Origin of the sequence: Parvibaculum sp. (genome assembly GCF_045863935.1) — a bacterium.
Classification (GTDB): domain Bacteria; phylum Pseudomonadota; class Alphaproteobacteria; order Parvibaculales; family Parvibaculaceae; genus Parvibaculum.
Genome location: NZ_BTVP01000022.1, coordinates 1 through 19333, shown reverse-complemented (window position 1 = coordinate 19333; position 19333 = coordinate 1). Strand labels below are relative to the sequence as shown.

The window sequence follows — 19333 nt, the reverse complement described above, 5'->3', positions numbered from 1 at the left end:
GTTCCAGCGCGAACCACCAATCAATCTGGAGAAAGATAGTTTGTGCCGGTTTCTCGTCGGGCTTTCTCAACATAGGCACCGAGCAACCAGATCAGATTGTCCATGTGCGAATAAGAAATGCCGGGCGGCGTTAACGCCATTCCCGTCAGACTGTACTGAACGAACTCCAGGAACTCTCTCTCGCCAGTGCCTGCGAGAGCGATGTAGCACTCGGTGGGCTGTTCCGCCGCCAAACCGGGGTGCCAGCGCTCGATCAGCCTTTTGACATGACGGTCAGGCTTGAAACCGTTCCAGCCGAGATTTCGCAAGAACTCGCTCGCGAGAACATAACGCATGCCCGGAAGTCCGACGCACGCGCAGGGAATCGGCAACTGCCTGTAACGCTCGCGCGATTGTCTCGTTTTCGAGACAAGCGCCCCGACAAGGGCGGGCAGCAGTTCGGCCGCAGAAGGCTGACGCCGACATTTCTCGTTTGCTTCGCGACAGAGATCGAGAGCCAAAGCGACGATGACATTCTTGTAGTAGTCAGGACATGCGCATAGCAATCGCGCCCACTCCACAATCGCCTTTGCATCCCTTCTCGCCGTCTGACCGCCCAGCAAGCGGGCGATCTTCTCGACAACGTTGTGTGCGTCAGTGGCGTTAATCGTGGACACAAACTCGCATGCATCGTAGTCGCACAGAATTTTCCTCAACTGTTCCTGGCATTGCAGGAACTGAATCCATCGACGACTGTTGCTTGCCAGCGCACGGACCGCCGCCCCAAAAACCTTATTGACCGAATGTTCAACGCAAAGTGGATCGTCACTCGGGGCCTGCCCCAAACACTCCAGCAAGGCCTCGATAAACGGCTCGGGATCCTGAAACTCCCGATTGCCCAGACCATAGTCCCGCGATATGGAGCGATTTATCTGGTCGTGACAGTAGAGGCGTTGCTTTATGAGCGTCACATTGAACGGCACAGGCGTTCTCCGATATCGGGGCAATCGAAAGGTTGCCTCCTCGTTCTAACTACTGACACCGATTCCTGGCAACCATCGTCGAAATCCATTGGCTGCTGCGGCAAGCTGAAGTGCGAGTGGCCGGGGACAAGCCCCGGGATGACACTGGTTGTCAGGCCGCCGCGGCGTCGTCGCGTTTGGCGCGTTTGGCGGGGCGGGCCTTCGTCATCGGGTCGGCCAGCGCTTCGAGGAGATGGCGTTCGACCGCCTTCTTCTTGTTGGCGTTGGTGACCTTGTGGCCGATCACGTCCTTTACATAGAAGACGTCGACCGCGCGTTCGCCATAGGTCGTGATATGGGCCGAGCCGATGGTGAGGCCGAGATGGAAGAGCGCGCGGGCGAGCGCGTGGACGAGGCCCGGCCGGTCGAGGCCGTTCACCTCGATCACCGTGTAGTCGTCGGAGGCGTCATTGTCGATGAAGACCTGGGGGGCGACGGTGAAGGCATCGGCGCGGCGCTCGCGGCGCTGACGGCTCTCGATCGCGTCGGGCGGCAGCACCTCGCCCGCGAGAACTTTCCGGATCATGTCTTCGAGACGGCGGATGCGGCGCTCCTCGCGGATCGCCGTGCCGTCGGGGTCCTGCACCCAGAGCATGTCGAGCGCCATGCCGTCGCGTGTGGTGAAAATCTTCGCGTCGACGATGTTCATGCCGAGCACGGCGCAGGCGCCCGCGAAACGCGCGAAGAGGCCGGGATGGTCCTGCGTGTAGAGCGTCAGCGCGGTGACGGCGCGCGTGGGCTCGGGCGCGGCGGCGATGGCCAGCGGCTCGTCCTTCGCCTCCTCGATGAAGAGCGCGTGACGCTCCTGCATGTCCGTGCCGGTGGAGAGCCAGTAGGCGTCGCCATGGCGCTTGAGATAGCGATCCACCGCCGCTTTCGACCAATCGGAAAGACGCGCGGCCAAGGCTTCCTTCGCTTCCGCCACGCGGGCCTTGCGGTTGAGCGCGCTCTCGCCGCCCTGCAGCAGCGCTTCCGTTTCGAAATAGAGCTGGCGGAGCAACTGGCCCTTCCAGCCGTTCCAGACGCCGGGGCCGACGGCCTTGATATCCACCACGGTGAGCACATAGAGCATGCGCAGCCGTTCCGGGCTCTGCACGAGATCGGCGAAGTCGCGGACCGTGCGCGGATCGGCGATGTCGCGGCGCTGGGCGACATCGGACATGACGAGATGGTTCTGCACGAGCCAGGCGACCGTTTCCGTTTCGCCCTCGCTCATGCCGAGACGCGGGCAGAGGCGGCGCGCGATGGCGGCGCCTGCGTCCGAATGATCCTCGTCGCGACCCTTCGCGATGTCGTGCAGGAAGACCGACATGTAGAGCGCGTTGCGGCTCTTGAGTTTCCCCATCAGTTCGTGGGCGAGCGGGTATTCGTCGCGCTCTTTGCCCTTCTCGACTTCGGAGAGGATGCCGATGGCGCGCAGCAGGTGCTCGTCCGCCGTGTAGTGGTGATACATGTTGAACTGCATCAGCGCGACGATGCGGCCGAAATCGGGCACGAAGCGGCCGAGCACGCCCGCCTCGTTCATCAGGCGCAGCGTGATTTCGGGCGTCTTCTTCGAGGCGAGGATTTCGAGGAAAAGGCGGTTCGCCTCCTCGTTCCGGCGCAGCGAGGCGTCGACATGCTTCAGCGAGCGCGTGACGAGCTTCAACACGTCGGGGTGAATGTCGAGGCCGTGCTGGTCGGCGACATGGAAGAGGCGGATGATGTTGACCGGGTCCTTCTCGAAGAAGGCGACATTCGAGACGGAGAGGCGGCCCGTCTCGACGGTGAAGCCGCGAATGACCTTCTTGCGGCGCATCGCCTGCATGAAGCGGCCGATGGAGGGCTTCTTCTTTTTCTCCTGATCTTCGAGCACGGCGCAGAAGATGCGCGTCAGATCGCCGACATCCTTGGCGACCAGGAAATAATGCTTCATGAAGCGCTCGACGGCTTTCAACCCGCGATGCTCCTGATAGCCGAGACGTTTGGCCATTTCGGTCTGGAGATCGAAGGTGATGCGCTCCTCGGCGCGGCCGGTGAGGAAGTGCAGCTCGCAGCGCACGGCCCAGAGGAAATTCTCCGCCTTGCGGAAGGTCTGGTATTCCTCCTTCGTGAAGACGCCGACCTTGACGAGATCGGAGGGCTGCTTCACGCGGTAGACATATTTCGCGATCCAGAAAAGCGTGTTGAGGTCGCGAAGACCGCCCTTGCCTTCCTTCACATTCGGCTCGACGAGATAGCGGCTCTCGCCGCCACGGGCGTGGCGCACATCGCGCTCGGCGAGCTTTGCCTCGACGAATTCGTTCGCCGTGCCCTTCACCACCTCGTCGTCGAAGCGGGTTTCGAGTTCGGCGAAGAGGTCGCGGTCGCCATAGATGAAGCGGGCCTCGAGAAGCGCGGTGCGGATGGTGAAATCCTCGCGCGAGAGGCGGATGCAATCGGCGATGGAGCGCGTCGAATGGCCGACCTTGAGGCCGAGATCCCAGAGCGCGTAGAGCATGTATTCGACGACGCTCTCGCCCCAGGGCGTCTGCTTGTAGGGCAGCAGGAAGAGGAGATCGATGTCGGAGCCGGGCGCCAGCGTGCCGCGGCCATAACCGCCGACGGCGGCGATGGCGATGCGCTCGGCCCCGCTCGGGTTCGGCGCGGAGAACATGTGCTCGGTCGCGAAGGTGTAGAGTTCGCGGATGATCGTGTCCTGGAGATAGCTGAGGCTCTCGGCGCAGGAGCGGCCGCGATGCGCACCCTGCTCCAGCCGCTCGCGCGCCTTGGCGCGGCCGTCCATGAGCGCGGATTTGAGCACCGCGACGACGCCGCGCTTCAGGGCGAGGTCGTCCTTCGCCGAGGCGCGCACGGCGTCGAGCCGTTCGCGGATGGCGCCCGGATCGGCGATTTCGAGCAAGCTCGGCAATGTGCGGCCCATAAGGGCTTCTCCCGGTTTCCAACGCGGAGGGACAGACGAGAAGCTTTATCACATCTCGCCCAAGGTACGGAAATCCTTGCCGCTTTCGCGGACCCAAGGTTCAATCGCTTGACATTATTTTGCCGTGGCCGACATTGTGGCCGCGATTTTCACGGGCCCCGGAGCGACACTCGCGGAGCCGAACAGGCGGACTGGTTTTGACGCATAATTCCGAGATCGACCGGGGCAAGATTTTCAGCCGCCTCCTGCAGGGATGGTGGAAGGACCGGACGCAGTTTTCGCGCAAGAAAATCCATCGCACCTGTCCGGTCTGCGGCTATCACGGGATATTCCTCTCCGTCGGGCGGCCTTCGCGCTGGGACTCGCGCTGCCCGAATTGCGGGAGCCGCGAGCGGCACCGGCTCATGCAGCTCTATCTCGACGAGCACGGCATCGACCTTTCGACGAAGAAAATCCTGCAATTCGGCCCCGAGAAGTGGCTGATGCGGGCGATGAAGAACAATCCGGACTACGAGCCCGCCGATCTCTATGCGGAGATCGCGAAATTCCGGCTCGACATCACCAAGATCGACCGGCCCGACAATTTCTTCGATGTCGTGATCGCGAACCATGTGTTCGAGCATGTGGACGACGACAAGGCGGCGATGCGGGAAATGTTCCGTGTGCTGAAGCCCGGCGGCTACGGCTTCTTCTCGGTGCCGATCAACCTGTCGCGCGCGGAGACCTACGAGAATCCCGCGATCACCGATCCGGACGAACGCTTCGTGCATTTCGGCGGCACGGACCACAAACGCTTCTATGGCCGCGACTTCGCGGAGAAGCTCGAAGCGGCGGGTTTCAAGGTGGAGGCCTACCGGCGCAAGCCCGAAGAGGAAGCGAAGTGGGGATTGCTGCGCGACGAGTGTATTTATATCGCGCGGAAGTAGAGTCGTTTCCTTTCCCCAATTCGTCATGACCCGCTTTATGCGGGTCATCCACGTCTTTGCGGCACGGAAGGCAGGAAAGAAAGACGTGGATGACCCGGACAAGCCGGGTCATGACGGTTAAATTCGGGATTGAAAATTAAACCGGACAGCAGTGGATCAAGTCCGGGCATGACATTCTTTTGATTTAGTGTAGGGGTCTACTCGCCGTCCTTCACCAGACCCCTCAACCGGTAGATGAGTTCGAGCGCGGCTTTGGGGGTCAGTTCGTCCGGGTTGAGATTTTTCAGTTCATTCTCGACGGCGCTTTCTTCCGCCTGCGGAGCTTCGGGCTTCGCGGTGGCCGAGAAGAGCGGCAGATCGTCGATCAGTTTCGCGCGGGCCTCACGGTCATTGCCTTTTTCCAATGCGGAGAGAACGGATTGCGCGCGGGCGATGACGGCGGGCGGAAGGCCTGCGAGTTTCGCCACCTGAATGCCGTAGGAGCGGTCGGCGGCGCCCGGTCCCACCTCGTGCAGGAAGACGACATCGCCCTTCCATTCCTTGACCTTCATGGTGGCGTTGGCGAGGTGCCCAAGCTTTTCGGCCAGCACGGTGAGCTCGTGGTAATGCGTGGCGAAGAGGGCGCGCGACTTGTTCACGTCATGCAGATGCTCGACGGCGGCCCAGGCGATCGACAGGCCGTCGAAGGTCGCCGTGCCGCGCCCGATCTCGTCCAGGATCACCAGAGAGCGCGGGCCCGCCTGATTGAGGATCGCGGCGGTTTCGACCATCTCGACCATGAAGGTCGAGCGGCCGCGCGCGAGATCGTCGGCCGCGCCGACGCGGGAGAACAGGCGGTCGACCACGCCGATATGCGCCTCGTCCGCCGGCACGAAGGCGCCCATCTGCGCCATGATGGCGATGAGCGCATTCTGGCGCAGGAAGGTCGATTTGCCCGCCATGTTGGGGCCGGTGAGAAGCCATAATGATTTTGGCATGTCGCCGCGGGACGCCGCTCCTTGCGACATGCCTGATTGCTCGGCGCTCAGGTCGCAATCGTTCGGCACGAATTGTTCGCCGGTCCTTGCGAGCGCCGCCTCGACGACGGGGTGACGGCCGGCCACGACCCGGAAGGCGAGGCTTGCATCGACAAGCGGGCGGACATGGCGGTGCCCGGCGGCGAGTTCGGCCAGCGCGGCGGTCACATCGAGCGCGGCGAGCGCTTCGGCGGCACGCGACAGCACCGGCGCTTCGGCAAGCGCGGCGGCGACAAGGTCTTCGAAGAGCGCGAGTTCGATTTCGACGGCGCGGCCGGCGGCTTCGGCGATACGGCTCGCGAGGGAGGCCAGCTCCGGCGTCGTGAAGCGCATGGCGTTCGCCATGGTCTGGCGGTGGATATAGGTGCCGGAGAAGGGCGGCTGGAGGAGCTTCTCGCCATGGCGGGGCGGCACCTCGATGTAATAGCCGAGCACATTGTTGTGGCGGACCTTGAGCGCCGCGATGCCGGTTTCCTCCGCATATCTCGCCTGAAGACCGGCGATGAGCTTGCGGGCGTCGTCGCGCAGGCTCCGCGTCTCGTCGAGTTCCGCGCTCGCGCCCCTGGCGATGAAGCCGCCGTCGCGGGCGATGAGCGGCAGTTCGCCCGCCAGCATTGCCACGAGGCGCTCCTTCAGGGGCAAGGCGGCCTTGTCCATGGCGGCGCATTCGCGCGCGATACCCTCTGGCAGGGGCAGAAGCGAGGGGGGCGCGGCGTCGAGCGCGCGGCAGAGCACATGGGCGGCGGCGAGCCCGTCCCTCACGGCGGCAAGATCGCGCGGACCGCCCCGGCCGAGCGAGAGGCGCGACAGGGCGCGGGCGATATCGGGGGCGGATTTGAGGCCGGCGCGCAGATCGCGCCGCACGTCGCGCGCATCCAGCAGCCATTCGACGGCGTCGAGGCGGCGGTTGATGGCCAGGGGATCGGTCAAGGGCGCGGCGAGGCGGCTCCCGAGTTCGCGGGCGCCCGCGCCCGTCACCGTGCGGTCGATGACGGCGAGGAGCGAGCCTGCCGTTTCGCCCTGGAGGGTGCGGACGAGTTCGAGGTTCGCGCGGGTCGCCGCGTCGATCGCCATGGCATCGGCGCTGGCGACGCGGCGGGGCGCGGCAAGCGCGGGCATGCGGCCCACCTGGGTGAGCTCGACATAGTCGAGGAGCGCGCCCATGGCGCCCAGTTCCGCGCGGGAGAAGGCGCCGAAACCATCCAGTGCCTGGACGGCAAAATGACCTTTCAGGCGGCGTTCGGCATTGCCGCTGTCGAAACGGGCGGCGGGCAGGAGCGTCAGCGTCGCGCCCGCATGGGTCAGGCTTTCGCCTTCAGCGAATCCTTCCGCGACGAGAAGTTCGCCGGGCGAGAGTCGCGCGAGCTCGGCGCCGAGACCGGAGGGCGAAACGGATGTGACGGCGAGTTCGCCGGTGGAGACATCCGCCCAGGCAAGGCCGAGATCCCCTTCGCTGCCGGTTTTTGCCACTGCGGCGAGATAGTTATGCGCGCGGGCATCGAGCAGCGTGTCCTCGGTGAGCGTGCCCGGGGTGACGAGGCGGCGGACGGCGCGGGCGACGACGGATTTGCCGCCGCGCTTCTTCGCCTCGGCCGGGTCTTCCGTCTGTTCGCAGACGGCAACCTTGAAGCCCTTGCGGATGAGGCGCTCCAGATAGGCCTCGTGGCTGTGAACGGGGACGCCGCACATCGGGATGTCCTCGCCCAGATGCTTGCCGCGCTTCGTCAGCGCGATGTCGAGCGCGCCCGAGGCCGCGACGGCATCGTCGAAGAACAATTCGTAGAAATCGCCCATCCGGTAGAAGAGGAGCACCCCCGGCCAGTCGCCCTTGATCTCCAGATATTGCGCCATCATAGGGGTCGCCTCCCGCGAGGGGGGCGTGGCGTCCGCCGGGACGGCGGGCGGGGCGGCGGGCACCTTCTCGTGCTGGAAGGAGGGGGCTGGTTCGGAAAAGGGCTTCGACATGGGGGCGGAGAGTAATCGGAACGGAGGTCACCGGAAAGGCGGGATCGCGATGGCGGTGGCGCCGCACCCCCGCCCCGAAAAATCCTGCGCCAAGAGGCTCTAATTTTTCGACCCTCCCCGAGGGGAGGGTGGGATTTCAGGGTGGGGACGGGCCCGGCAAAGCAGGGCAAGACACTCAAAATCAACGGAGTTCGCTTGTTATTGGCCCCACGCCCGCCTAAAAAGCGGGCTTCGGGGACGGGCGCCACGCCCTCACGCCCCTGCCGACAGCCGGATCAGAGACAAATGAGCAAAAAGCGCCGCCAGGTGACCGACGAGGAAGCGCTCCTCTTCCATTCCCAGGGCAAGCCCGGGAAAATCGAAATCAACGCCACGAAGCCGATGGCGACGCAGCGCGACCTCTCGCTCGCCTATAGCCCCGGCGTTGCGGCGCCGGTGCGCGCGATCGCGGAGAACCCCGACGCGGCCTATGACTACACCTCGAAGGGGAACCTCGTTGCCGTGATCTCGAACGGCACGGCGATCCTCGGGCTCGGCGATCTCGGCGCGCTGGCCTCCAAACCCGTCATGGAAGGCAAGGCCGTTCTCTTCAAGCGCTTCGCCGATGTCGACGCGATCGACCTCGAAGTCGATACGAAGGATGTCGACGCCTTCATCAATTCGGTGCGCTATCTGGGGCCCTCCTTCGGCGGCATCAACCTGGAAGATATCTGCGCGCCGGACTGTTTCGTGATCGAGAGCCGGCTGCGCGAGCTGATGGACATTCCCGTCTTTCACGACGACCAGCACGGCACCGCGATCATCACGGCGGCGGGGCTCATGAATGCGCTCTACCTGACCGGGCGCGACATCAAGGACATCAAACTCGTCGTCAACGGCGCGGGTTCGGCAGGCATCGCCTGCCTCGAACTCATCAAGGCGATGGGCCTGCCGCACGACAATGCGATCCTCTGCGATACCAAGGGCGTGATCTACAAGGGCCGCACGGAAGGCATGAACCAGTGGAAGTCGGCGCATGCCGCGACCACGGATGCACGCACGCTCGAAGAGGCGATGAAGGGCGCGGACGTCTTTCTCGGGCTTTCGGCGAAGGGCGCGATCAACCAGCAGATGGTCGCCTCGATGGCGGCAAAGCCCATCATCTTCGCGATGGCCAATCCCGATCCCGAGATCACGCCGGAAGAAGTGGCGCAAGTGCGCGACGACGTCATCATGGCGACGGGGCGCAGCGATTATCCGAACCAGGTCAACAACGTCCTCGGCTTTCCCTATATCTTCCGCGGCGCGCTCGACGTGCGCGCGAGCGCGATCAACGAAGAGATGAAGATCGCCTGCGCGCGGGCTCTCGCAAAGCTCGCACGCGAGGACGTGCCGGACGAAGTGGCCGCCGCCTATCATGGCGAGCGCCCGCGCTTCGGCCCGCAATACATCATTCCCGTGCCGTTCGATCCGAGGCTGATCCGCGAGATTCCGCCCGCCGTCGCCAAGGCGGCGATGGACAGCGGCGTGGCGCGCGCGCCCATCGTCGACATGGACGCCTACAGGAACCGGCTGCAGGCGCGGCTTAATCCGACGGCCGGCACGCTGCAGGTCATCATGGACAAGGTGCGGCGCGACCCCAAGCGCGTCGTCTTCTCCGAAGGCGAGGAAGAACGCGTGATCCGCGCGGCGCTCTCCTTCCGCGACAGCGGGCTCGGCCATCCGATCCTTGTCGGACGCGAAGACCAGATCCGCGACACGCTGAAGCAGATGGGTCTCGATCCCAACACCGACCTCGACATCCGCAATGCGCGCAGCTCGGAGAAGGTGGGCGAGTACACCGACTTCCTCTACGAGAAGCAGCAGCGCAACGGCTATCTCTATCGCGACTGCCACCGGCTGGTGAGCAACGACCGCAACATCTTCTCCGCCGTCATGCTGGAGCGCGGCGATGCGGACGCGATGGTGACGGGTGTGACGCGCACCTATTCGGTGGCGCTGGAAGATGTGCGGCGCGTGATCGATGCGGTGGACGACAAGCGGCCGATCGGCGTCACGCTCGTCGTCGCGGGCGGGCGCACCGTGCTCGTCGCCGACACGAATGTGCACGAGATGCCGACGCCGGAAGAACTCGCCGATATCGCCACGCAGGCGGCCGAAGTCGCGCGGCGCCTCGGCTACGAGCCGCGCGTCGCGATGCTCGCCAATTCAAGCTTCGGCACGCATACGCATGAGCGGCCCTCGACGGTGCGCGACGCGGTGCGCATTCTCGACGAGCGGAAAGTCGATTTCGAATATGACGGCGAGATGGCCGCCGATGTCGCGCTCAACCGCGAGACGATGGCGCTCTATCCGTTCTGCCGGCTGACCGATACGGCGAATGTGCTCATCATGCCGGCGATCCATGCGGCGTCGATCTCAACGAAGCTGCTGCGCGTGCTGGGCGGTTCGACGCTGATCGGGCCGCTGCTGGTCGGCCTCAAGCGGCCGGTGCAGATCGTGCCGATGACGGCGACGGTGTCCGACCTCGTGAACATGGCGGCGCTGGCGGCGTATAACCTCTACCGCTGAGTTCAGCCCTTCCCGTTCGGCGTGCCGAATTTCGCGCCGAACTTCGAGAGGTAGCGGTCGGAGATCTGCGCGACGGGGAAGAGGATCAGCACGTCGGTGGTGCCGAACTGGTGGTCGATCACCGCGCCGTCGCCGATATAGCAGCCCGCACGGAGATAGCCCTTGATCATGGGTGGGAGCGCGCGCAGCGCCTCGCGCGGATCGAGGTCTTCGGCGGCCATGCGGTTCATCTCGACATAGAGATGGGGCAGCGCGCGGACTTTCCAGTCGTCGGGCGCCGCATGATGGTGATGGAGATAGGAAAGCGGCGCGGCGAGCTTGTCGGGCTCCGTGCCTTCGAAGCTTGCGCAGCCGAACATGACGTCGAGCTTGTGCGCCGTCACGTAATGCATGATGCCGTGCCAGAGAAGCTCGACCGTCGGCTTGTTGCGGTAGGGCTGCAGCACGCAGGAGCGGCCAAGCTCCAGGAAATTGAGATCGGCGTGGCGCGCAAGGAGCGGCGCGATGTCGTATTCGCTGGCGGTGTAGAAACCGCCGCTCTTCTCGGCGACTTCCTGGCGAAGGAGGCGGTAGCAGCCGACCACGGCTTGCGGCGGCAGATCGTCTTCGCCGGCGCCTTCGGGCATGAGCGAGTGGTCGACCACGAGCAGGTGATCGCAAATCTCGTCGAAGCGGTCGAAGTCGCGCTTGCGCGCGCGCGTCTCGGCATCGGGCTTTGCCGACATCTCCTCGTAGAAGACGCGGTAGCGGACCGCTTGCGCGGCGTCGATTTCGCAGGCCGACCGGGCGAGACGCACTTCGAGCGCCCCCTTGCGGCCGAAGCTGGCGGATAGTGCGGCCGCTTCGGCCGGCCCGGCGTGCCGGTCCGTCTTTATCGATGTCATACCTTCGGAACCCGAACCCATTTCCGCACCCAGACCGGCATGCCTCACCCGCGGCACACCGGCGGGCGACACAAGACTTCCCCCAGCCGCAAACCCCTTTTCGACCTCGCGAGAGCGCCGAATGGCCATTCGCGCCTATCCTTTCATCATCACCGCCCTATGCCAAGACAAGCCGGGCCGGGACGCACCTTGTGGCAGGAGGCTGCGACAAATGCGCGACAGTGAGCGGAGGGCGCCAAGTCCCTGACCGCATTTGGATATTCAGGGCCGGCGGATCAAGCGGGGTTTGCCGGCGCGGGTCCGGGCCGTTTCCAGGCGACGAGGAGGATGAGCAGGATGGCGGGCAGGCCCATCGCCGCGGTGGTGATGAAGAAGGGGATGTAGCCCGCGGTCTCGGCGGTCAGATGGGGCGCCATGGCGACGAGAGGCTGGACGAGGGAGGACGTTGCCGAGAAGCCGTCCACCATGCTGCCCGACAACCCGCCAAGCAGCTTGCCCGGCAGGGCGAAGGCCGAACTGAAGAGCGCATATTGCGTGGCCGCAAATTCGTGGTTCACGAGGCTCGACATGTAGGCGATGAGGCAGGTGCCCGCGAAGCCGCCCGAGAAATTCTCGATCGAGATGGTGACGGCGAGCGCGACCGGGTCCGCGCCCTGAAAGGCGAGCCAGACAAAGATGAGGTTCGTGCCCGTGGCGGCGATGGCGCCGAGGAGAAGCGAGGGCAGGACGCCGAGGCGCGCGGCGACGATGCCGCCGATCAGCGCGCCCGCAATCGTCATCCAGATGCCGTAGAGCTTGACGATGGTGGCGATGGTCGAGAGTTCGAAGCCGAGATCGATGTAGAGCGGGTTCGCCATGACGCCCATGACGAAATCGGGCACGCGGTAGAGACCGATGAGCGCCAGCAGGACGAGCGACCACCAGCCGTAGCGATTGAAGAAATCCACGAAAGGCGCGACGACGGCGCGGTAGAGGAAGCCGGCGCTGCGCGCCATGCGGCCATCGGCGTGCAAGCGATGCACGAAGCGGGCGACGGTTTCCTCGCCGATGGCGGGCGCTTCGGCCTCGGCGACGCGCGGCGCGAGAAGCGCCGAGAGAATGCCCACACCCATGAGCAGCGCCATGACGAGATAGGCGGCGGCCCACGAGACGCCTTCGGCGATGTAGAGCGCGCCGGCGCCCGAGGCGATCAGGGCGATGCGGTAGCCGAGCTGATAGACGGCGGCGAGGGCGCCCTGCTTTTCGTCCGATGCCGCCTCGATGCGCCAGGCATCGATCGAGATGTCCTGTGTTGCAGACGCGAAGGCGAGGATGAGGGCGAAGACGACGACGGGCATCAGCGCCTGCGCCGGATCGGAGAAGGAAAGGCCGACAAGGGCGGCTGCGGCAACGAGCTGGGCGAGCAGCATCCAGGCACGGCGCTTGCCGAGCAGACGGTTCAGCACCGGCAGATGGAGATGGTCGATGACGGGCGCCCAGAGGAACTTGATCGTGTAGGCGAGGCCGACATAGGACATGAGGCCGATATCGGTGCGGGAGATGCCCGCCTCGCGCAGCCATGCCGACAGCGTGGAAAAGACCAGCAGGAAGGGCAGGCCCGACGAGAAGCCGAGCAGCAGCATGATGATGGTTCGGTATTCGCGGTAGACCGCAAGGCTCGACGCCCAGCCCCGGGCGCGCGTCATGGCCGGCATTGGATTTCTCTCCCCTGGCCCCGGAAATCGGAGCCCCACACTTTAGGCGTGATTCGTCTTTTCGCCAGCGCCGCGAGGCGAGCGGCGGCCGACCCAGCGCGCCAGCGTCTCGGCCAGCGCCTCGGCGGAAACGGGTTTGGAGAGATAATCATCCATGCCGGCATCGAGGCAGGCCTGGCGGTCGTCGGCCATGGCGTTGGCGGTGAGCGCGATGACGGGGAGATGCGCATGGGCGGTCGAGAGCGTGCGGATACGCGCGGTCGCCTCGAAACCGTCCATGCCCGGCATGTGAAGGTCCATCAGGATGAGGTCCACCTCTTCCGACAGATCGGCTTCGAGATGGGCGAGCGCCTCGCCGCCATTGCGGGCGAGGCGGACTTCGTGGCCGGTATGTTCGAGCAGGGTGCGCGTGAGCAGCGCGTTGATCTCGTTGTCCTCGGCGACGAGGATGCGGAGCCTTCCGAGCGTGGCGGCATCGCCCGCGGGAGCAGCGGGCGCTTCCGCCTCGACAATGGCATCGTCATAATCGCGTGTTTCCGGCGCGGCGGCGCCGGGCATCCAGCCACGCACGCGCAGCGCGGTCAGCCGCGCGACGAGAGAGGCGGCGCGGACGGGGCGCACGAGGTAGCCGTCGAAGGGCGCGGAGGGCCCGCGCGTCAATTCCTCGAGGCGGGCGCGATCCTGCGGGCGCAGCAGCATCAGCGTGCCGGTGGCGGGCGAGAGGCGGCGTGCTTCGGCGGCAAGCGCCGCGCCGTCGAGACCGGCGCCATCGAGCGGGCAGATGAAGACATCGAAGGGAGAGGCCGCAAGCGCACGGGCCATGGCGGCGCCATCCGCGACAAGCTGCGTTGCCGCGCCGGCGGCGGCGGCGGCGCGCGCCAGCGCGTTGCCGACAAGCGGGCGGTCGTCGAGGATGAGAACGGAGAGGCCCGAAAGAGGCGTTGGCGCGGGCGCGTCCCTTTCGCCCAAGGCAAGACGGAGCGGCAGATGCACGCGGAAAAGAGAGCCCCTGCCCTCCTCGCTTTCGACCTCGATCGTGCCGCCCATGGCGGTGACGAGGCGGCGCGTGATGGCCAGACCGAGCCCTGTGCCCTCGAAGCGCCGGGCGTGGGACTGATCGGCCTGCGCAAAGTCGTCGAAGATGTGTTCGCGCGCATGAGCGTCCATGCCGATGCCGGTGTCTTCCACTTCGAGCAGAAGATCGATACGGCCGTCGCTCCGCGTTTTCTTGCGCGAGAGGCGAAGCGCCACGCCACCTTCGACCGTGAACTTGATCGCGTTGCCCGCGAGGTTCAGCAGTATCTGGCGGATGCGCGCCTCGTCGCCCAGGAGAAGGCGGGGTACGGAGGGCGAGATTTCGGTGACGATGTCGAGATGCTTGTCGAAGGCGCGGGGCGCAAGAAGTTCGGCCACGCTTTCGAGCACGGCGCGGGGATCGAAGGAGGTTTCGTCGAGCGTGATCTTGCCCGCCTCGATCTTCGAATAATCGAGAATGTCGTTGATGATGTTGAGCAGCGCTTCGCCCGAGGCGCGCACGGCCTCTGCGTATGAGCGCTGCGCGGGATCGAGCCGCGTATCGAGGAGAAGCTTCGTCATGCCGATGACGCCATTCATCGGTGTACGGATTTCATGGCTCATGGTGGCGAGGAAGAGCGACTTGGCGCGGTTGGCGTCCTTCGCCTGGGCGAGCGCCTCGGCGAGGCGTTCCTCGGCTTCCTTGCGGTCGGTCACGTCGCGGGCGACGGCCTGGATTTCGATGAGCTTGCCGTCTTCGTCGCGGATCGCAAATTCCTCCCAGGCAAACCAGCGGGGACCGCGCGTCGTGATCGCGCGTTCGTCGTAGCGGATGCGGTAGGGCGGCATGGCGAGGCCGGCGAAGGAAGCGAGCATGCGCGGCGGTTCGCCTTCGGGACGTTCGGGCAGGAAGGGGCGGCCGATCACATCGGGACGCGCGAGGCCGAACGTGTCGCAGAAGACGTCGTTCACGTAGCTCAGGCGGCCCCGGAGGTCCTTGCGCAGGATGATGTCGCCCTGCGCGCGGACGAGGTCGCGGTAACGCTCCTCACGCTCGGCGATCGCCCATTTTTCGTCGCGCAGGGTTTCGATGCGGGTCTGCAGGATCTCGATTTCCGAGCGCAGCGCGCGGGTGCGCGTGGCGGCGCGGCGCCAGGCTTCGAGGCCGAGCAGCAGCACGGCCGCGAGGCCGAAAAGAATGAGCGGTGTCTGTTCGAGAGGGAACAGGGACATGAAGGGCATTTCCCGGATGCGCGACCTGATTACGCCATGGGGGCGATTTTGCCCGTCAATCTGCCCTTGCCGTGGTTGAGAAAGGGTTAGGGGAAAGGGTTAACGGCGGGGGGCGCCGATTTCGCTCAAGCCGCCGCGCCGAGGCGGCCCGCAACCGTTTCGCGATAGGCGAGCGCTTCGGCGACATGGATGCGGCGGACGCTCTCCTCGCCTTCGAGATCGGCAAGGGTTCGGGCGACGCGCAGCACGCGGTGATAGCCGCGCGCCGTGAGGCCCATGCGCTCGGCGGCCTCGGCGAGGAGGAGACGGCCCGCATCGTCCGGCGCGGCGATGCGGTCGAGCAATTCGCCCTCGACATGGGCGTTCAACAGCATGGAATTGGGGCCGACGTGAGCGGCGAAGCGCGCCTCCTGGATGTCGCGGGCGGCGGCGACGCGGGCGGCGACCTCCGCCGAGCCTTCGGCGGGCGGCGGCAGCGCGAGATCGGCATGGGCGACGGGCGGCACCTCGATATGGATGTCGATGCGGTCGAGCATGGGGCCGGAAAGCTTCGACTGATAATCGGCGACGCAGCGCGGCACGCGCGGGCAGGCGCGGGCGAGATCGCCCGCATGGCCGCAGCGGCAGGGGTTCATCGCGGCTACGAGCTGGAAGCGGGCGGGAAAGGTGACATGCGCATTGGCGCGAGCAACCACCGCCTCGCCGGTTTCGAGCGGCTGGCGCAGGCTGTCGAGCACCTGACGGGGGAATTCCGGCAGTTCATCCAGAAAGAGCACGCCGCGATGGGCGAGCGAGACCTCGCCGGGCTTGACGCGCAGGCCGCCGCCGATAAGGGCGGGCATGGAGGCCGAATGATGCGGCGCGCGATAGGGCCGGCGGCGGGAGACGCCGGTGCGGTGAAGCTCGCCCGCCAGCGAGGCGACCATCGAGGTTTCGAGCATTTCGCGCGGTGTGAGCGGCGGCAGGATGCCGGGGAGGCGGGCGGCGAGCATCGACTTGCCGGAGCCTGGCGGGCCGACCATCAGCATGTTGTGGCCGCCGGCGGCGGCGACTTCGAGCGCGCGCTTCGCCGTTTCCTGGCCCTTGATGTCGCGGAGATCGGGAACGGCGGCGGCTTCCACCGCCTTCATGGGCGCGGGCTCGGAGAGAACCTGCGTACCTCGAAAGTGGTTTACCAGGGCGATGATCGAGCGCGGCGCGAGGACGCCGCCCGGATTGTCCTCGCCCATGCCGGCCCAGGCAGCTTCCGGGCCGCAGGCTTGGGGGCAGATGAGGCCCTTGCCGCGCGCATTGGCGGCGATGGCGGCGGGCAGCGTGCCGGCGACGGGGTCGATGCCGCCGTCGAGCGAGAGTTCGCCGATGACGACGAAGCGCTCAAGCTCCTGCGGCGGCAGCACGCCCATGGCGACAAGGAGGCCGAGCGCGATCGGCAGGTCGTAATGGCTGCCTTCCTTGGGCATGTCGGCGGGGGCGAGATTGACGGTGATGCGCTTTGCGGGGAGGCCGAGACCGATCGCCTGCAGGGCGGCGCGGACCCGCTCGCGACTTTCGGCGACCGCCTTGTCGCCGAGGCCGACCACCGCGAAGCCGACGACACCGCCCGCGATGTGGACCTGCACGTCGACAGGCCGCGCCTCGACGCCCTGAAAGGCCACCGTTTCGATATGCGCGACCATGAACGAGCCCCCTTCCCGCCCTGCCCCACGGAGGACGGATTACGGAAAAGCTAGCTCACACGCCGGAAAGGTCAAGAACGAAATGGGAACATAAGAAAAGAATACCGTGGGAACGGCATGGCTGACGTGCGACATGAGACGGACAATACCAGCGCTTGCCGCCACTCTGATCGCCACCGGCGTGCTGTTCGCGGGCTGCGGGAGCGCCAGCGATATCGGCGCGCCCCCCGAGGAGCCGGGGCCGATGGGTTCGACCGCGACGCCTTCGCAGGCCAGCCTGCCGTCGAAGAACTCGCAGTCGCTGCCGATCGAGCGGCCGGAGTGATTTCAAACCAGCCGCCCGCAGCGGTCTCGGCCGCCCCGGCGCGGGGGGATTACATGCAGCCCATGGCCGGCAGGAGACGGTTCGCCTTCTGCTTCTGTTCCGGCGTGAGCGCGACGTAGAGCGCCTCGGTCGCGGGCTTGAGCGCCTCGAGAGCGGCGAGACGCGACTTCATCATCTCGATGTGAAGATCAAGCCAGGCGGTGGGCGCGGTGTCCTGCCCTCCCACGGCGTCACGCATCCTGCCATGCATCGCCACCATCACATCCGCATTCGACCGCAGCGCGTCGGCATAGTCTTTCCAGACGCCCTGCTGATCCTGCGTAATGCCGAGTTCCGCCTCAAGGAAGGCGACGCGGCCATCGACATAGGTGTCGAGCTTTCCATCGGCGGCAAAGCCACCCGCCATCATGCCGCAGCCGCCGCCCATCATGCCCGAGCCCATCATGCCCGAGCCGCCCATCATTCCGGACCGGCCCATCATGCCGGAGCCCATCATGCCGCCCATCATGCTGCCGTCCTGGCCCATCATCATGCCCGGGCCCCAGCCCTGCCGGGGTACGCCGTCCTTCTGCGCGAAGGCGGGCCCTGCAACGAGAGCGCCGGCGAGGAATGCCATAAGAAGGAAATGTGCCGGTTTCATTGTTGTCCCTTTCCTGTTTCCGATTCCGAATGCCAAACGAACAGGAAGAGGCATCGGGTGCATTGCGCCCGATCAATTTCCGGAAATGCCTCTTGTTCTTCAGCCCGCCTGCATCGCGCGGGCCTCTTTCGCCATTTCGACAAGGACGGGCCGGATTTCGGCCGCCGATGTCAGCGGCTTTGCGAAATTCAGCCGGATGAGGCGCTGGCCGGCCGCGAGATCGAGGCCGCGCGGATCGAGGGAGACGATGTGCCAATGGCCGGGCCCGGCTTTTGCCAGCACCGTCGCGTAAAGGCCGACGGCCTCGGCATGGTCCTCATTCATGTGGGAGACGATGCCTTGCTCGGCCTTTGCGAGTTCGGCGGCCAGTTCGTCGCGGGGAAGGAACATGTCGCCGGCGGCGAGATCGAAAGCCTTGCCGAAGCCGCCATTCAGAAAGGCGCGCTCGCAATCGAGCCTGTAGAAGGCGAAGTCCGGCAGGTCGAGATAGATCCCGGATTTCGGATGGCGCGCGAGATAGCGGCGGCGAAGCCGCGCGCCATCGGCGCTGTCCTTGTCGAGGCGGACCACGCGGGCGACAAGCGAGAGCCGGGGATGGGCGAGAGGATCGCCCTTGCCGGGCTCGCCGATGAGCAGCGAGCACCGCGCATCCCGAGCCAGCGCCTTCGTATGCGCGGAAAGGGCGGAGGCCGGAAAGAAGATCGTGCCGTCGATATCGGGCGCGCAGCCGACGCGGGAGATGAGGGGCTGGCCGGTGCCGGGCTCGAGCCAGCCAAGCGCGCCATGGCGGCAGGTCCGCAGCAGCGTTTCGGCGAAGGCGCGGGCTTCGTCATTGGTGTCGAGCCTGAGATGCTTCGGTTCTTCCCGGGGTTCGGCCATGACGCGCGCCCTCTTTTTGCGAGTGATTATCAAGAGGAATAGACGAGCGCATGGGGAATGGCAATCGGGAAAGGCTGCGGCCTATCGTGCCTTCACAAAAAGTCTTGGTCTGTGGTTGATTCGAGCAATGCCGGATTCCATATTACGTCGTTCGAGTCAATAAGACTCTTTCTATTTTCTGCGAATCGCTTCATCGTCTTTGCAAAGCTTTAGGGGATATCAAGCCATGGCCGAACTACTTGCCTTTCTGGTTGCGGTAATTGGCATCAGTATCAGCACTATATTCTTGCTTTTGACATTGCGCGTAGCCACAGCGCCTCGTGACGAATATCAACGCAATGCGTCACGTTACAGCAGTTGGAAAGATGCGCTTATGGGACGCGCTCACCAGAAGAGGGACGGAAACTATGACGGCCGGGTAAGGGCCGGCATGGTTTACGATAGGCGCACAAACAGCATCATGCCCAATGGGCAATTGTCGGAGGCCGCTGTGGACAAAATTCTCCGTCCATAATGGCGTGCAGCTGACCGCGGATGAAGATTCAATATAAGAGTTGGATTCCATCGGTAGCATGTGACGTGAGCCCCTGAACTTCCTCCAGATTTGAGTAGAGTCCGTCAATTGAAG

12 protein-coding genes are annotated in these 19333 nt (G+C 65.3%); 3 read left to right on the top strand and 9 right to left on the bottom strand.

Features of this window, described 5'->3' with window-relative positions; all coding sequences use genetic code 11:
- Positions 1-20: 20 nt before the first annotated feature.
- Both ACKUUH_RS10650 and ACKUUH_RS10645 read right to left on the bottom strand, forming a co-directional pair.
- Complete coding sequence (locus ACKUUH_RS10650; RefSeq protein ID WP_407949898.1) at positions 21-962, bottom strand: hypothetical protein; 942 nt, start codon at positions 960-962, stop codon at positions 21-23.
- Positions 963-1113: 151 nt separating this feature from the next.
- Positions 1114-3903, bottom strand: coding sequence for a [protein-PII] uridylyltransferase (locus ACKUUH_RS10645; protein WP_407949897.1), 2790 nt, complete (start codon positions 3901-3903; stop codon positions 1114-1116).
- Between the two features lie 197 nt (positions 3904-4100).
- On the opposite strand from ACKUUH_RS10645, the gene ACKUUH_RS10640 reads away from it, so the two are divergent.
- Positions 4101-4829 carry a methyltransferase domain-containing protein gene (locus ACKUUH_RS10640; protein ID WP_407949896.1) on the top strand — a complete coding sequence of 243 codons (729 nt, stop codon included), beginning with the start codon at positions 4101-4103 and terminating at the stop codon, positions 4827-4829.
- A gap of 197 nt (positions 4830-5026) precedes the next feature.
- On the opposite strand, the gene mutS is transcribed toward ACKUUH_RS10640, so the two are convergent.
- Positions 5027-7810: a DNA mismatch repair protein MutS gene (gene mutS / locus ACKUUH_RS10635; protein ID WP_407949895.1), complete on the bottom strand. Its 2784-nt coding sequence runs from the start codon at positions 7808-7810 to the stop codon at positions 5027-5029.
- A gap of 285 nt (positions 7811-8095) precedes the next feature.
- Here mutS and ACKUUH_RS10630 point away from each other — a divergent pair, with 285 nt between their 5' ends.
- Complete coding sequence (locus ACKUUH_RS10630; protein ID WP_407949894.1) at positions 8096-10360, top strand: NADP-dependent malic enzyme; 2265 nt, start codon at positions 8096-8098, stop codon at positions 10358-10360.
- Between the two features lie 2 nt (positions 10361-10362).
- On the opposite strand, the gene ACKUUH_RS10625 is transcribed toward ACKUUH_RS10630, so the two are convergent.
- The 4 genes from ACKUUH_RS10625 to ACKUUH_RS10610 form a co-directional block, all read right to left on the bottom strand.
- The gene (locus ACKUUH_RS10625; protein ID WP_407949893.1) at positions 10363-11244 is read right to left on the bottom strand and encodes a GNAT family N-acetyltransferase; all 882 of its coding nucleotides are present in this window, start codon (positions 11242-11244) and stop codon (positions 10363-10365) included.
- Between the two features lie 275 nt (positions 11245-11519).
- On the bottom strand, positions 11520-12938 hold the full coding sequence (locus ACKUUH_RS10620) for an AmpG family muropeptide MFS transporter (protein ID WP_407949892.1): 1419 nt from the start codon (positions 12936-12938) through the stop codon (positions 11520-11522).
- 42 nt (positions 12939-12980) lie between these two features.
- Complete coding sequence (locus tag ACKUUH_RS10615) at positions 12981-15185, bottom strand: response regulator (RefSeq protein ID WP_407949891.1); 2205 nt, start codon at positions 15183-15185, stop codon at positions 12981-12983.
- A gap of 125 nt (positions 15186-15310) precedes the next feature.
- Entirely contained in the window at positions 15311-16861 is a 1551-nt protein-coding gene (locus ACKUUH_RS10610; RefSeq protein ID WP_407949890.1) for a YifB family Mg chelatase-like AAA ATPase, read from the bottom strand.
- A 133-nt stretch (positions 16862-16994) separates the two neighbouring features.
- Here ACKUUH_RS10610 and ACKUUH_RS10605 point away from each other — a divergent pair, with 133 nt between their 5' ends.
- The gene (locus tag ACKUUH_RS10605; protein WP_407949889.1) at positions 16995-17186 is read left to right on the top strand and encodes a hypothetical protein; all 192 of its coding nucleotides are present in this window, start codon (positions 16995-16997) and stop codon (positions 17184-17186) included.
- 49 nt (positions 17187-17235) lie between these two features.
- Here the strand turns inward: ACKUUH_RS10605 and ACKUUH_RS10600 are convergent, their stop codons facing one another.
- Both ACKUUH_RS10600 and ACKUUH_RS10595 read right to left on the bottom strand, forming a co-directional pair.
- Positions 17236-17826, bottom strand: a complete 591-nt coding sequence (locus tag ACKUUH_RS10600) for a Spy/CpxP family protein refolding chaperone (protein WP_407949888.1) — start codon at positions 17824-17826, stop codon at positions 17236-17238.
- A 99-nt stretch (positions 17827-17925) separates the two neighbouring features.
- Positions 17926-18705, bottom strand: a complete 780-nt coding sequence (locus ACKUUH_RS10595) for a HugZ family protein (RefSeq protein WP_407949887.1) — start codon at positions 18703-18705, stop codon at positions 17926-17928.
- Positions 18706-19333: the final 628 nt, after the last annotated feature.